General features: G+C 72.0%; 13 protein-coding genes. 4 read left to right on the top strand and 9 right to left on the bottom strand.

Annotation, left to right across the window (positions count from 1 at the left end; genetic code table 11):
* Positions 1–2: 2 nt before the first annotated feature.
* From AOP72_RS04195 to AOP72_RS04185, 3 genes are read left to right on the top strand one after another with little or no spacing between them, the layout of a single operon-like run.
* A complete protein-coding gene (locus tag AOP72_RS04195) occupies positions 3–1,589 on the top strand; it encodes an ABC transporter ATP-binding protein/permease (RefSeq protein ID WP_062132810.1) in 1,587 nt (528 codons plus the stop codon).
* Positions 1,586–3,262, top strand: a complete 1,677-nt coding sequence (gene cydC, locus AOP72_RS04190) for a thiol reductant ABC exporter subunit CydC (protein ID WP_062132807.1) — start codon at positions 1,586–1,588, stop codon at positions 3,260–3,262. The genes AOP72_RS04195 and cydC overlap by 4 nt, the downstream gene beginning before the upstream one ends.
* Positions 3,255–4,877 carry a sensor histidine kinase gene (locus tag AOP72_RS04185; protein WP_062132804.1) on the top strand — a complete coding sequence of 541 codons (1,623 nt, stop codon included), beginning with the start codon at positions 3,255–3,257 and terminating at the stop codon, positions 4,875–4,877. Before cydC ends, AOP72_RS04185 begins: the two co-directional genes overlap by 8 nt.
* Here AOP72_RS04185 and AOP72_RS04180 read toward each other — a convergent pair.
* The 7 genes from AOP72_RS04180 to rsmD form a co-directional block, all read right to left on the bottom strand.
* Positions 4,874–5,491 carry a response regulator transcription factor gene (locus AOP72_RS04180; RefSeq protein ID WP_062132802.1) on the bottom strand — a complete coding sequence of 206 codons (618 nt, stop codon included), beginning with the start codon at positions 5,489–5,491 and terminating at the stop codon, positions 4,874–4,876. The two genes, AOP72_RS04185 and AOP72_RS04180, sit on opposite strands and share 4 nt — an antisense overlap.
* Before the next feature lie 36 nt (positions 5,492–5,527).
* Entirely contained in the window at positions 5,528–6,457 is a 930-nt protein-coding gene (gene mutM, locus AOP72_RS04175; protein WP_062132800.1) for a bifunctional DNA-formamidopyrimidine glycosylase/DNA-(apurinic or apyrimidinic site) lyase, read from the bottom strand.
* A 51-nt stretch (positions 6,458–6,508) separates the two neighbouring features.
* A complete protein-coding gene (gene rnc / locus AOP72_RS04170; RefSeq protein WP_062136832.1) occupies positions 6,509–7,228 on the bottom strand; it encodes a ribonuclease III in 720 nt (239 codons plus the stop codon).
* A 31-nt stretch (positions 7,229–7,259) separates the two neighbouring features.
* A complete protein-coding gene (gene rpmF / locus AOP72_RS04165; protein ID WP_062132798.1) occupies positions 7,260–7,454 on the bottom strand; it encodes a 50S ribosomal protein L32 in 195 nt (64 codons plus the stop codon).
* A 2-nt stretch (positions 7,455–7,456) separates the two neighbouring features.
* Positions 7,457–8,008: a YceD family protein gene (locus tag AOP72_RS04160; RefSeq protein ID WP_062132796.1), complete on the bottom strand. Its 552-nt coding sequence runs from the start codon at positions 8,006–8,008 to the stop codon at positions 7,457–7,459.
* A 119-nt stretch (positions 8,009–8,127) separates the two neighbouring features.
* Complete coding sequence (gene coaD, locus AOP72_RS04155) at positions 8,128–8,607, bottom strand: pantetheine-phosphate adenylyltransferase (protein WP_062132795.1); 480 nt, start codon at positions 8,605–8,607, stop codon at positions 8,128–8,130.
* The gene (gene rsmD, locus AOP72_RS04150) at positions 8,604–9,164 is read right to left on the bottom strand and encodes a 16S rRNA (guanine(966)-N(2))-methyltransferase RsmD (protein WP_062132793.1); all 561 of its coding nucleotides are present in this window, start codon (positions 9,162–9,164) and stop codon (positions 8,604–8,606) included. The genes coaD and rsmD overlap by 4 nt, the downstream gene beginning before the upstream one ends.
* A gap of 85 nt (positions 9,165–9,249) precedes the next feature.
* Between rsmD and AOP72_RS04145 the strand changes: the two genes are divergently transcribed.
* Positions 9,250–11,139, top strand: coding sequence for a cellulase family glycosylhydrolase (locus AOP72_RS04145; protein ID WP_062132790.1), 1,890 nt, complete (start codon positions 9,250–9,252; stop codon positions 11,137–11,139).
* 2 nt (positions 11,140–11,141) lie between these two features.
* Here AOP72_RS04145 and AOP72_RS04140 read toward each other — a convergent pair whose 3' ends face one another.
* Both AOP72_RS04140 and AOP72_RS04135 read right to left on the bottom strand, forming a co-directional pair.
* Positions 11,142–13,400 (bottom strand): ATP-dependent DNA helicase RecG, encoded by a 2,259-nt coding sequence (locus tag AOP72_RS04140; RefSeq protein ID WP_062132787.1) that lies wholly within the window; start codon positions 13,398–13,400, stop codon positions 11,142–11,144.
* Positions 13,397–14,899, bottom strand: a complete 1,503-nt coding sequence (locus AOP72_RS04135; protein WP_084631247.1) for a DAK2 domain-containing protein — start codon at positions 14,897–14,899, stop codon at positions 13,397–13,399. Before AOP72_RS04135 ends, AOP72_RS04140 begins: the two co-directional genes overlap by 4 nt.
* Between the last annotated feature and the right edge of the window lie 56 nt (positions 14,900–14,955).

The following is a 14,955-nucleotide window of genomic DNA, read 5'->3' as shown; positions in this document are numbered from 1 at the left end:
ACGTGCGCCCCGTCGACCCACGGCTGATCGCCCGCATCGGCCCTGCACGCCGCTACGTCATCACCACGGCGGTGCTGGGCCTGCTCACGGCGATCGTGATCGGCGTGCAGGCGCTCGTCATCGCGCGGCTTGTCGCGCCGGTGCTGGCACCGTCCCCGTTGACCGAGGACGGTCTGGGCTGGATCGGCACGATCGTGCCCACGAGTGCCCGGGCTCTCGAGACCGGTGTGGTGTGGTTGGCCGCGCTCGTCGTGGTGAGGGTGCTGCTGGTCGGGATTCAGGAGCGGCTGGCGCACCGCGCAGGCGTGGCCGTGATCGCGGACCTTCGCGGACGCGTGGTGGCCCACGCCGCGCGTCTGGGACCGAGGTGGGCGGCCTCCGGCGAGGGGTCGACGGTCACCACCACCGTGACGCGCGGCCTCGACGGGCTGCTCCCGTACTTCGTGCGCTACCTCCCCCAGCTCATGCTCGCGGCCACCGTGACGCCCATCATGCTGCTCGTGGTGCTCGACCTCGACTGGATCTCCGCGGCGATCATCGCTGGCACGCTCCCGCTGGTGCCCCTCTTCATGATCCTGATCGGCCTCGTGACGCGCCAGCACTCGGCGAAGCACCTCGAGGCCATGCAGCGGCTCTCCTCGCGGGTGCTCGACCTCATCTCCGGGCTCCCGACGCTGCGGGCGCTCGGCCGTCACCGTGGCCCGGCGGGCCGCGTGCGCGAGCTCGGCAATGCTCAGCGCCGCGCGACCATGGGCTCGCTCCGAATCGCCTTCCTCTCCGGCATGGTGCTGGAGCTGCTCACGACTCTTGCGGTCGCGTTGGTCGCCGTGACTCTCGGGTTCCGACTCGTCTACGGCGAGGTCAGCATCGAGACTGCGCTCGCGGTGCTGGTGCTCGCCCCCGAGGTCTACCTGCCCGTGCGCAACGTGGGCATGCACTTCCACGCGTCTGCCGACGGCCTTGCTGCGGCCGATGCGGCGTTCGACGTCCTGGACACGCCGGTCGCGCGCGTGGGCGGCACCGGCCCCGCCCCCTCGCTCGCCGGAGCCACGTTGTCGATGCGCGGGCTCGCCGTCGCGACTCCGGACGGGCGCCGCCACGCGCCCGAGTCGCTGACGTTCGACGCACCCCCTGGCTCCATCACGGCATTGGTGGGTCCCAACGGCGATGGCAAATCCACGGCGTTGCTGGCTCTCATGGGCCTGCTGCGCCCCGACGCCGGCGAGGTATCGGCGATGCTGGCCGACGGCACGAGCGTCCCTCTTGATGATGTCGACGCCGACGGCTGGGCACGCGAGTTCGCGTGGGTGCCGCAGCGGCCCGACCTCGGGGTGCCGGGTCGCACCATGAGCCTCGGGCAGCGGGAGCGGGCCGCGCTCGCTCGTGCCTTCGAGTCGGGACGCCCCGTGATCGTGCTCGACGAACCGACGGCCCACCTCGACATCGAGGCGCGCACCGAGGTGGTGGCGCACATCCGTGCGGCGGCCGCCCGCGGCGTCGCCGTCGTGGTCGCGACGCACGAGGTGGAGCTGATCGCAGCGGCCGACGCCGTGGTCGAGGTGGCGTCGGCCACGGCGGTCACGCCATGACGGACCTGCTCGCGACCCAGATGCGCAAGGGCGCGTTGCGGCGCGTGCTCGGAGACGCCGGCCTGAGCCGCGGGCGCACCGTGCTGGCAGTCCTGACCGGATCCGCCGCGCTGGGCTCCGCGGTGGGGCTGGCGGCGGTGGCGGCGTGGATGATCGCGCGCGCGGCAGGCATGCCCTCCCCCGCCGATCTCGCCATCGCCGCCGTGGTGGTCCGCTTCTTCGGCATCGGTCGGGGGCTGTTCCGGTACCTGGAACGCCTCACCTCTCACGATGTGGCGCTGCGCGGAGCCGTCTCCCTCCGCGTGCGCGTCTACGAGCGCCTCGCACACGCCCCGGCAGCGCACGTGCTCCCCCTGACCCGGGGACAGGTGATGGCGCGCATCGGCGCCGACGTCGACGCGATTGCGGACGCGGTGGTGCGCGGCCTCATCCCGATGGCGGTGGCCGTGGTGGTCTCCGGCGTCTCGGTCGGCATCGCCGCGTTCATGGTGCCGCTGGCGGGCGTCGTCCTCGCGGCATGCGTGCTGATCGCCGGCGTCGGGGCGGCGGCACTGACCCTCCGCTCAGCACGCGCCGCAGCGGCGCTGGCGGTGACCGCCGATGCGCGCGTGACTGAGAGCGCACTGTCGGCGCTCGAGGCGGCAGCCGAGCACCGCGTGTGGGGCACCACCGCGTCGGCCGAGGCAGAGCTCGCTGAGGCCGACGCAGCGTCGGCCCGCGCGCACGAGGCGATTGCGCGGCCCGCCGCCTTGGCCGCGGCCGTCCAGACCCTTGCCGCTGGGCTCGCACTGATCGGGTCGATCGCAGTCGCGGTCACCGCTGCCGCCGACGGCGCCATCGGGCCCACGACTGCCGCCGTCATCGCCCTGCTGCCCCTGGCGGCGTTCGAGGCCGTGGGCGCCGTCCCGGCAGCGATGCAGCAGCTGTTCCGCTCCGCCCGTGCGGCGGAGCGGATCGAAGAGCTCGCGCCGCCCTCGGACGCCGACGCCCCCGACCACGCCACGAGCGACTCCGACCCCCGCGCATCGGCCGTCCTCGAGGCGCGCGAGGTCTCGGCGGCGTGGCCGCGCATGACGCCCACCGTGCCCGTCAGCCTGCGGGTCGCGCCAGGCGAGGTCCTCGCCGTCGTGGGCCGCTCCGGGATCGGCAAGACGACCCTGCTCGCCACCCTCGGCGGCGCACTGGCCCCCGCTGCCGGAGAGGCGCTCATCGACGGTGCGGCCGTCACCGAGGATGACCTGGGCACCGTCGTGGCGATCACTGCCGAGGACGCTCACCTGTTCGGCACCACCGTGCTCGAGAATCTGCGCGTGGCGCGCGGAAGCGTCACCGAGGACGAGGCTCTCGACGCGCTCGGCGTCGTGGGACTGCGGGACTGGGCGGTGGCGCTGCCAGACGGCCTCGACACCGTGCTCGGCTCTGGCGGCGGGACGGTGTCCGGAGGCGAGCGGCGACGCCTGCTGCTTGCCCGCGCGCTCCTCGCGCCGCACCCGGTCCACCTCATCGACGAGCCGGGCGAGCACCTCGACCGCGCTGGTCGCGAGGCGCTGCGCGCGGCTCTGGCCCGGCTCAGCGGCGAAGGCCGTAGCGTGGTGATCGTGACCCATGACCTGACGCTTCTCGACGCCGCTGACCGCACCGTCAGCCTTGACGCGGTGAACTCCGATGCCTGACGCACACGCCAGAGAGATCGCGCTCGCACGCGCGGTCATCGCGCTCAACGAAGAGCTCGACCTGCCGCTCGTGCTCGACGCGTTCCTGGGCGCTGCGGCGGAACTCACCGCCGCGCGCTTCGCCGCCATCAACGTGCTCGATTCGAGCGGCCAGAGCACTGCCTTCTATGTGCACGGCATGCCCGCCTCCGTGCATGAGCAGATCGGCCGGCCTCCACGGCCCGTCGGCGTGCTCGGAGAGATCCCTCGCGAGGGAACGATCGCGCTCGAGGAGGTCGCGGCGCACCCGGCGTCGATCGGTCTTCCGGAGGGGCACCCGCCGCTCGACAGCTTCCTGGGCGCCGGACTGCACGTGGGCGGCCGGGCCTTCGGCCAGCTGTACCTTGCGAACAAGCCGGGCGGATTCCACCCCGCTGACGAGCAGGCGATCCAGGCGCTCGCGGCAGCCGCCTCGGTGGCCATCGACCACGCTCAGCTGTACGACCTCGCGCGGCAGCGGGAGCGATGGCTGGTCGCCACGCAGCGCATCACCATGGACCTTCTCTCCGACCCGGGGGCGGAAGGCGCCTTGCAGCGCACCATCGACGCCGCCCTCGAGCTCTCCGGTGCGGCGGCGGCCGCCTTGGTGCTGCAGGGCGTGGGCGACGCCTGGGTCATGGAGGTCACCGCCGGTGAGGGCGCCGATCACCTGCTCGGGCTCGCCCTGCCGCCAGGCGGGACGGGCATGGACGTGATCCATTCGGGCGAGGGGCTGATCGCCGCGGAGCCGCCCGGGAGTCACGTGCTCGCACCCGTGATGTCGTACGGGCCCACGCTGTACGCGCCGCTGGTCGCGCAGGGCCACGCCGTCGGCCTGCTGATGCTCTGGCGCACCCGTGGCGAGCCTGAGTTCGATGCCGGCGACCTGTCGCTCGCGCAGCGCTTCGCGGGCCAGGCGGCGCTCGCGCTCAGCCTGTCGGAGCTCAGCCACGTCAAGTCGGTCTCGGCCCTCCTCGAGGAGCGGGCGATGCTCGCGGACGATCTCCACGACTTCGTCTCGCAGGAGCTGTTCGCGACTGCGATGCAGATCGAGGCCATCGCAGAGGACAGCGATCAGAACGTCGCGACGCGACTGCGCGGCACGCTGGAGCACGTCAAGCGTGCGCAGCACGAGGTGCGGGGAGTGATGAGCTCGCTGGCGGGTCAGCGAAGCAAGGAGCCGATCGCGGAGCGGCTGCGCCGCGAGCTCCTGCTCGCGCGATCATCGCTGGGCTTCGAACCGTCCGTGGTCGCCGAGTGGCCACACCTGGACGACGCGGTGATGGGCGACCCGACCCTCGCGGACGACCTGGTGGCGGTCACCCGCGAACTCGTGTCGAACGTCGCACGGCACGCCCGGGCGCACGCGGTCAGGATCGTGCTCACTGCCCACGAAGGCCGCGTCGAGGTCCGGCTCGAGGACGACGGCATCGGCCCGGCCGGAGCCACTCAGCGGCACTCGGGAACGTCGAACCTCGCGAACCGCGCACTGCGGCGCAACGGCACCTTCAGCCTCACCGAGCGCTGGCCCGGCGAGGACCGCCCGGGATGCGTGGCCGTATGGAACGTCGAGTGCGCGCGCCGGGAGGGCGACTAGCGCCGGAACGACTGTGCGCGGCGCTGCGTGGCCCACGCCACCACCTGCGTGCGCCGCTGCAGGCCCATCTTGGCGAGGATGCTCGTCACGTGGTTCTTGACCGTCTTCTCGGCGATGCCGAGCCGGTCCGCGATCTCCTTGTTGGACATCCCGTCGCCGACGGCGGTGACGATCTTGCGCTCGGTGGGCGTGAGGGCCGCGATGTCGGCGTCCTCCTGCACGTCGATGTGCTGTCCGTGCTCGCGTCCGGAGGCCGCGTCGCGCACCGCCTTGAGGACCTCGGCCGAGCCCGCGGTCTTCGCGACGAACGCATCGGCACCCGCTGTGCGAGCCGCCGCCTTGGCGTCATCGTCGTCATAGCTCGTGAGCACCACGATGTGGGTGTCGGGGTGCGTCGCACGCACGTGGGCGATCACATCGAGTCCGGTGCCATCGGGCAGCCGCAGGTCGGACAGCACCACATCGGGGCGGGTCGCGTCGACGCGACGGATCGCCTGCGCGACAGTCGAGGCCTCAGCCACCACCTCGACGCCGTCGGCGCGGTCCAGGATGTCGCAGATCCCACGTCTCACGACTTCGTGGTCGTCCAGCACGAGCACTCTCACATCAGGCATACCCCGCATCGTAGCGGGACGCCGTTGCCGCTCGGCTCAGCCGCGCGCGGCGTACCGCCGTTGGCAGCGCGCGCACCAGTGCGTCGACCGCCCTCCGATGGTCTCGCGCCGGAGGGTCGCGCCGCAGCGGCCGCACGGCTCGCCGCCGCGTCCGTAGGCCTCCAGGTCGCGCGCGAAGTAGCCCGACTCGCCGTTGACGTTCACATACAGCGCGTCGAAGCTCGTGCCTCCCTGGGACAGCGCGCGCCGCATGACCGCACGCGAGGCGTCGAGCAGCGCACGCGCCTGCGGCGCCGTCACGGCCGATGCGGGACGCTGGGGGTGCACGCGCCCGAGCCACAGGGCCTCATCGGCGTAGATGTTGCCGATGCCGCTCACGAGGCTCTGGTCGAGCAGCACCTGCTTGACGCCCCTCGTCCCTCGTCGCCACGCGCGCACCACCGCGGCCTCGTCCAGGTGTGGATCGAGAGCATCGCGGCCGATGTGAGACACCGAGAGCGGGACCGCGGCGAGCTCCGCCCCCTGTCCCCCGGCGAGGGCGTCGGGCGTCGGAACGAGCGGCTCGACGTGGAGATAGCCGAACGTGCGCTGGTCCAGGAAGTCGAGCGTCAGCGGGGAGCCGTCGCGATCGAGCAGGAGCCGCGCACGGCAGTGCGGGTGCGGTTCGGGTGCACCGTCCCACGGTCCGGGGTGCACGCGGAACTGGCCGGACATCCCCAGGTGCGCCGAGAGCGCCTCCGCGGGCTCCGGCGCACCCGCGTGCGCCAGCGGCAGCCACAGGAACTTGCCTCGACGCACCACGGCGCCGATGCGCGCATCGGCCGCCATGGCGCTGAACTGGGCGGCGCCACCAGGGAGCAGGCGGACGCAGCTGTCCCGGCGGATGTCGACGGCACGGACCACCGCGCCCGTGATGAGCGGCGCAAGGCCTGATCGCACGGTCTCGACCTCGGGGAGCTCGGGCACGATCAGTGAGGAGGTGCGGTGGGCCGTCGCGGGCGGTGGCGCACGAGCCCGTCAGGCCGTGGTGTCCGGCGCGGGGTCGTCGGCGGTGATGGCGGCGTACGCACGCTCGGCGGCCTCCTGCTCGGCGTGCTTCTTGGCGCTCCCCGTGCCGGTGCCGCGCACGACGCCGTCGATCGCGACCGTCGCGGTGAAGGTGCGCGAGTGGTCGGGTCCGGCGCCCTCAGCGGCGTACGCGGGGACGCCGAGGCCGCGCTGGGCGCAGGCCTCCTGCAACGAGGTCTTCCAGTCGAGTGCCACGCCAGACGAGGCAGCGGCGACGAGCGACGGCCCGACGAGTCGCAGGATCACGTCACGCGCCGTGTCGATCCCATGCGTCAGGTACACCGCCCCGAAGACGGCCTCGAGCGAGTCGCACAGGATCGAGTCCTTGTCGGCTCCGCCCGTGGCGGTCTCGCCCTTGCCCAACAGCACGCATGGACCCAGCTCGAGGTCGCGCGCCACTCGCGCCAGCGCGCGCTGCGAGACGGTGGCGGCGCGCATCTTGGCGAGCTCGCCCTCTGGCAGGTCGGGGTGGGCGTGGTAGAGGCGGTCGGTGACGACCACGCCGAGCACCGAGTCCCCGAGGAACTCGAGGCGCTCATTCGTGGGAAGGCCACCGGCCTCGTACGCGAACGACCGGTGAGTGAGCGCGAGCACGAGAAGTTCGGGGTCGACAACGACACCCAACCGCTCTGCCAGGGCGGTGGCCGCAGCCTGCCCTGGAACGCTCACCTGAGTGCCTCGCACATGCGGCGAGGCCTGATCAGGCTCCGTGCTCGGTGCGCAGCGCCTCGGAGTACTGGCGACCGTTGTAGGCGCCGCACGTGGGGCATGCTGCGTGAGCGAGCTTTGCGCCCTTGCACGCGGGGCACGCGGTGAGGTTCGCAGCAGTGGTCTTCCACTGGGAGCGACGTGCACGCGTGTTCGAACGCGACATCTTGCGCTTCGGAACTGCCACGGTTAACTCTCTTCCTGTTCAGTCAAACTTGTGAGCGCCGACCACCTCGGGTCGATCACTTCGTGGGCGTGGTCCGGATCGTCCGCGAGCCTGGCGCCACATTGGTCGCACAGGCCCGGGCAGTCCGGGCGGCACAGCGGGGTGAACGGCAATTGAATCACGACCGCGTCCCGCACCACCTCTTCGAGATCGAGCGTTTCCCCGTCGAACTCGAAGACATCCTCTGATTCCTCGTCACCCTGATCCACGTGCGGATCGTCGTGCACGAACAGTCCCTGGACCGTGGCCGCGACATCGAGTCGCACCTCGTCCAGGCATCGTCCGCACTCGCCGACCGCCTCAGCGGTCACGGTTCCGGAGACCCAGATGCCTTCGGACACGGATTCCAAGCTCACCTCGAGCGTGGTCTCCGTCCCCTCCGGCACACCGACCATAGCGGTGCCGAGGACCGCGGGGGCCGGAAAGGTGCCGCTCACCGTGCGCTGAGCGCCCGGCTTCCGTGCGATATCCCTCACGGAGAAGGCATACGGAGAGCTGTCTGGGCGGTGCGACATCCGCGCCTCCCATCCTTCCGGTCCTGGTGGACCCCGGCCCGTGCACGTTCGGCAGGACCGGCGCACTATCCTACGTGATCCCCAGGGGGTCACTCAACCCGGCGCAATCGCCCGGGCGGTTAGGCGGCGTCGAGGGCGGTGCGCACGGCGGCGGCCACCCCGGCCGGCACGTACGCGTCGATGTCGCCACCGTGGCGCGCGACGTCCCGCACGAGCGATGAGGCAATGTGGCTCAGCGCGTTGTCGCCCGTGACGAACACCGTCTCCACCCCGGTCAGCGAGCGGTTCATCAGGGCCATCGGACGCTCGACGTCGTAGTCCGCACCGCCGCGCAGCCCCTTCACGATCGCGGTGGCTCCCACGTGTGCGCAGAAGTGCACCAGCAGTCCGTCGATCACCTCGACGCGGACGCCCTCGACGTGCGCCGTCGCCTCGCGCGCGAGGCGCGCACGCGTCTCGACGTCGAGCAACGGGGACTTGGTGGAGTTGTGGGCGATCCCGATGACCACCTCGTCGAACAGCCGGCGGGCTCGCACCGCGATGTCCACGTGGCCCAGCGTGATGGGGTCATACGTGCCTGGCAGAACTGCGAGCGTCATGCCTCGACGCTACCCCAGCGCGCCCAGTGCAGACGGGTCTCGCCGTAATCGCGTTCGCGCTCGACCACCAGTCCGGTGGGCCAGGTGAGCCGCGGCGCGCGGCTGGTCCACTCCACCACCACCACCGCATCGGCCATGAGACGCGGCGCGAGCGCCTCCAGCACCGCTGCGAGATCGTCGGCCGCGATGTCGTACGGAGGGTCGATCAGGACGAGGTCCCACTGGTCGGTGGTGCGGGCGAGGAACGGCAGCGACCGCTCCTTGACCACGCGAGTGCGGTCGGTGGCGCTGAGAGCCTTGGCGTTCGCGGCGATCACGCGCGCGGCGGAGGCCGCTGCCTCGACGAACGTGGCGGACGTCGCACCGCGACTGAGCGCCTCGAGACCCAGCGCCCCTGACCCTGCGAACAGATCGAGCACCCGAGCACCGTGCAGCGCGTCCTGGTGATCCAGTCGGGAGAACAGCGCCTCGCGGACGCGATCGGTCGTGGGACGGGTGCCGCGCGGGGGGACAGCGATGCGGCGGCCCCCGAGCTCTCCGGCGATGATGCGTGTCACCCGGACACTCTATGACCCTCGCCTCCGGCGTCAGGCGCCTCTCCGGCCGCTGGTTAGGCTGTGCCGGGACCGATGAGGGGGGCTCATGAGCGACCAGACGACACCCGGCGACGCCGCGGACGATCAGCACGCGGACGGCGAGGCCGCACCGACCACGCCCGCCCAGCACGAGCCCAGCCAGGCGCGTGCGCGACGCTGGCCGCCCACCACTCGCCGCGGCTGGGTGATGATCGCAGGCGCCGCCGTAGGCGTGCTGGTGCTCGTCGTGGCGGGGACCTGGGCGCTGGCGCAGTCGTCACGATCGGACACCTCTGCTGGCACCTCCCCCACCCCGTCCTCGACTGCGCTCGCCGACGCGGCCACCTCGGCGTCCTCGTGCTCGGCGGAGGTGGTGGTCCGCGACGAGTGGGACGGCGGCTTCACCGCTGACGTCGTGGTGCACGCGAGCGCCGGAGCGCTGGACTCCTGGTCCGTCATGCTCGAGCTCGGCGACGCCGTGGTCGACGGCGCGTGGAGCACGACCCTCATGCGAGGCGCCACGGGGCTGGTCGAGGCCGCGAACCTCGAATACAACGGTGTGGTCGCCGACGGCGCGGAGACGACGTTCGGCTTCACCGCGTCCGGCACGGCCGATGCGGTCTCCGCCGCGTGCGGCGGCACGGTGACGACTTCACCTGGCGACGAGGACAGCGACGACGTCGAACGCGCCCCCGGGGCCGCCGCCGACGTCGCTCCCCCGTCGAACGCGCCCAGCGGTGACGACTGGCTCAGCGTGGACGGCAGCAGCATCGTCGACGACGACGGCAACGCCGTCTGGCTCACGGGAGCGAACTGGTTCGGCTTCAACACCTCCGAGCGTGTGCTGCACGGCCTCTGGTCGGTGAACCTCGAGAGCACCATCGCGGCGATCGCGGAGCGCGGGTTCAACGTCCTGCGGGTGCCGATCTCGACCGAGCTGCTGCTCGAGTGGCGATCCGGCGATGCCCCTGCCGCCGACAACGTCAACACCGGCACCAATCCCGACCTCGAGGGCGCCACCACCCTCGAGGCGTTCGAGGCGCTGCTCGTCACCTCGAAGGCTCACGGGGTCAAGGTGATCCTCGACGTCCACTCGGCCAAGGCCGACAACGCGGGCCACAACGCGCCCCTCTGGTCCGCCGAGGGCATCTCCACCGAGGACTTCATGGTGGCGTGGGAGTGGGTGGCCGAGCGCTACCGCGACGACGACACCATCGTCGGCTTCGACCTCCAGAACGAACCGCACGGCAAGCCGCCGGAGGATCCGCGCGCGACGTGGGGCGACGGCTCGGACCATGACTGGCGCGCGGTCGCCTCAGAGGCGGCGCAGCGGATTCACGCCGCGCACCCGGAGGCGCTGCTGCTGGTCGAGGGCATCGAGGCGACCCCGGCCGACGGCGAGCAGTGGTCCTCGAACGATCCGGGCGACTATGACATCACCTGGTGGGGCGGCAACCTCCGCCTGGCTGGCGACCAGCCCGTGGACGGCCCGGCGGACAAGGTCATGTACTCGCCCCACGACTACGGCCCGCTGGTCTACGAGCAGCCATGGTTCCGGGGAACGTTCTCGGCCGCCAGCCTCGAGCGCGAGGTGTGGGGACCGACGTGGCTCTACCTTCACGACGACGGCCTCTCCCCCCTGCTGATCGGCGAATGGGGCGGTCGGTTGGGTCAGGACGAGCGCCAGGACCGGTGGATGACGTATCTGCGAGACCTCATCGTGGACCGCCACCTGCATCACACGTTCTGGGTCGTGAATCCCAACTCCAGCGACACCGGTGGGCTGCTCAAGGACGACTGGACCACGTGGGACGAGGAGAAGTACGCGCTCGTCGAACCCGCGCTGTGGCAGGACGAGGATGGGGCGTTCGTGGGCCTCGACCACGAGGTGCCGCTGCCGGGTGGCGTCACGGTGAGCGAGTACTACGAGAACGGCGGGAGTCCGCCCCTCGACTGACGTCAGCCGCGCTCGAGGAAGTCCTCGCGCTCGGGTCCCAGCCACAGGCTGATCGCAGACGCGAGCGCGGGGGCGGTCTCGAGCCGGGGGTCCGCGGCGACCAGGTCACGCGCGACGAGGCGCGCCTGGTCGATCAGGGTCGCATCCCTGACCACCCGCAGAAGCCGGAGCGAGTTCCGCCCTCCCGACTGCGCCGCACCCAGGACATCGCCCTCGCGCCTCAGCTCGAGATCCTTCTCCGCCAACGCGAAGCCATCGGTGGTGGACGCAAGCGCCTCGAGGCGCTCTCTCGACACCGAGCCCGGCTCCGCGCGAGACACGAGCAGGCACAGTCCAGGGAGGGTGCTGCGGCCCACCCGACCCCGCAGCTGGTGCAGCTGGGAGATGCCGAACCGTTCGGCGTCGAGCACGATCATCACCGTCGCCTGCGGCACGTCCACGCCCACCTCGATCACCGTGGTCGAGACCATCACGGGCGCCTCGCCCGACGCGAACGCCGCCATCGCGGCGTCCTTCGCGTCCGCCGCGAGCCGGCCGTGCAGACGTCCGATGCGCACGCCGGCGAGCTCGGGCCGGTCGGCGAGCATCGCGGCCGTCTCCGTCACGGAGGCGAGCGGGACGCTCGCTGCGGGTGCATCGTCGCCGTCCCACTCGAGCGTGAACGGCTCGTCACCGGGCGCATCGGCCGGCTCGGTCGGCGGGGCGTCCTCGCCCCGTGCCTGCTCGTCCGCGTCGATGCGCGGGCACACCACGTAGACACGCCGACCCTGGTCGACCTCCTCGCGCACGCGCTGCCAGGTGCGCGCGAGCCAGGCCGCATTGTCAGCGGGCACGATGTGCGTCACAGTCTCCGCGCGACCGGGTGGCCGGTCGGAGAGGGTGGACGTCTCCAGGTCCCCGAACACCGTCATGGCGACGGTGCGAGGGATGGGCGTCGCCGTCATCACGAGCATGTGAGGAGGGCGGTCGCCGCGGGCGCGCAGGGCGTCTCGCTGCTCGACGCCGAACCGATGCTGCTCGTCCACGACCACCAGGCCCAGGTCGGCGAACTGCACGCCCTCGCTCAGCAGCGCGTGAGTACCGACCACGATTCCCGCGGCGCCAGACGCGGCCTCGCCCAACGCCTGGCGTCGCGCCGCAGACCCTTGCGAGCCCGTGAGGAGAGCGACCCTCGTCGCGCGGGCGTCGCCGCCGAGCATCCCACCATGCGCGAGCGGCCCCAGCAGCTGCTCCAGGCTGCGCAGGTGCTGCGCGGCGAGCACCTCGGTGGGTGCCAGCAGCGCCGCCTGGCCCCCGGCGTCCACCACCTGCAGCATGGCGCGCAGCGCGACCACCGTCTTGCCGGCACCCACGTCGCCCTGCAGCAGTCGCATCATGGGCGTCGCACCGGAGAGCGACTCAGCGATCTCCCGCCCCACGCTCTCCTGCGCAGGCGTGAGGGTGAACGGCAGGCTCGCGTCCAGTGCGGCGACGAGGCCGTCGACGACGGGAGGCCGCGGCGTGGCGGCGAGATCCTCCCGCGCGGCCCGCCGGCGCGCCAGCGCAGTCTGCAGCACCAGCGCCTCCTCGAACCGCAGTCGGTCCTGACCACGTTCCCAGTCCTGTTCCCGTTCGGGCACGTGGACGGCACGGAGCGCCTCCAGCAGCGTCGGCAGCGAGCGCTCCGCGCGGATCCCGGCGGGGATCGGGTCCGGCACGTCCTCGTCGGTGAGGGGGTCCAGGACGGTGCGCACCGAGCGGCCGATGCGCCACGTGGGCACCGCGGCGGCCGCAGGATAGATCGGGATGGGACGGGAGGCCTCGAGGACGGCCTCAGCCTCGTCGGCCGCATCCACCCCCACGATGAGGTAGTCGGGGTGAGTGAGCTGGCGCCTGCCGCGGTAGTCGCCGACGGTGCCGGTGAACAGTCCGGTGCTGCCCGGCTTCAGCTTCGACTCGTGCATGCGCAGCACTCCCGCACGCTTGGCGAAGAACGTGAGCTGCAGCGTGTGGTGGCCGTCGGTGACGATCGCCTCGAGCATCGCGCCGCCGCGCGAGCGCATGCTGCGCACCTGGGTGGAACGCACCTCGGCCATGACCGTGACGTGCTCCCCCACAGTCAGCGCCGACATGTCCGTGCGCTCTCCTGGCGATCCGTAGCGACGCGGGTAGTGGCGAAGCAGATCCTCGACCGTCTCGAGGCCCAGCTTGGCAAGTCCGCCAGCGGTGCGGGCGCCCAGCACCCGCGAGAGCGGCTCGGCAAGCCTGTCCGCGCCGTTCATGAGGGCGCGCGCTCGACGCCGATCAGCACCCCGGGGTGGGCCTGCTGACCCTGGTACACGTTGACATCCGCATGGGGGGCGGCGGCCCGCACCGACATGCGCGCGGCATCGGCCACGCTGACGGCCACTCCCGCGGCAAGGATCAACGACACCACCTCGGCATCCGGGGTCATCAGGCGGTCGATGTCGTCGTCGAGCGCGTCGCCGCTGCTCTGCCCCACCGCGGTCGCCGCGACGGCCGCACCCATCTCGTCCGCGAGGTCCTGGCCAGGAGTGACCAGGGCCGCGGCGGCGACCGCGGCGATCACCTGCGCCTCGTGTTGGCTGTCGAGAATGGTGAGTCGGGGCTTGCGACGCTTGCGAGCGAGCTCCTCTGCCGCGGCGCGCAGGGCCGGATGGCCGGCCACGACGACCGCCGCCGTGCCGGAGGCATCCCTGACGGCGCGTCGCAGTGCGCGGCGCTTGAGCGCGGTCGGCTCGGGCACCACGAGGACGATCGCGCCCGCATCGGACAGCGGCTCCGCGAGACCGGGGCAGTGGGTGAGGGCGACGATGCCGGTCGACGCGCGGTCGGAGTCATGACCCACGCGCACGTTGCGCACCACGATCTGGCGGGCTTTGGCCTCGATCCCGCGCTCGACCGCCAGATGCGGCTGATTGGTGTGCACGTGCGCCTGCCACAGCCCGTGCGTGCCGGAGACGGCGACGGAGTCGCCCATCGCCTCGAGGTCGCGGGTGAGCGACTCGTGGATGTCGTCATCGGACTTGGCGACGAACATCACCTCGTACGTGCCCTCGTGGTGGTGATGGACGTGGGCGATCCGGGTCGTGCCCGCGTCGGTGACCTCCCACTCGACCCGGTCGAGGGAACTGAGGACCTCGGAGCCGCCGAGCGTCTCGGCGAGCATCTCGAGCTGCAGCACCAGCCCTGCAGCACCGGCGTCGACGACGCCCGCCTCTTTGGCGAGCGGCAGCTGCTCGTGAGTCTGCGCGAGTGCGGCGCGCGCGTCCTCGACCGCCGCGACGAGCGTGGCGTCGCGGCTGGCGCGGGCATCAACGCCGCGCTGGGCTCCGGTCGCCGCCGCGCGCGCCACCGTGAGGATCGTGCCCTCGACGGGCGAACCGACGGCGCGATAGGCGGCGGCCGCCGCGGCATCGAGCGACTGGGCGATGCCCCGTCCGTCGACCCGGCTGAGGCCGCCGTGCTGATCGATCGCCGAGAGGAACCCGGTCAGGTACTGGGAGACGATCACGCCGGAGTTGCCGCGGGCACCCATCAGCGAGCCGCGAGCGAAGGCGGCGACCACCTCGCGGTGACTCGCGTCAGACGCGAGCTTCGCGACGGCACGGTTCCCCTCCTGCAGGGTGAGGTAGAGATTGGTGCCGGTGTCGGAGTCCGCCACCGGGAAGACGTTGATCGCGTCCAGGCGCTCACGGGCATGCTTGACGGCGCGGGCACCGGCGTCGAGCCAGCGCCTCACGTCCGTTGATTCGTGCATCCATCCCGCCCGTCACGCGACTTGCGCGCAGTTCTTCGGCGCCGATCCCGCTGCGC

Source organism: Demequina aestuarii, assembly GCF_000975095.1.
Taxonomy (GTDB): domain Bacteria; phylum Actinomycetota; class Actinomycetes; order Actinomycetales; family Demequinaceae; genus Demequina; species Demequina aestuarii.
Note: the sequence above shows the minus strand (reverse complement) of the source record. Positions and strands in the feature narration are given on the sequence as shown.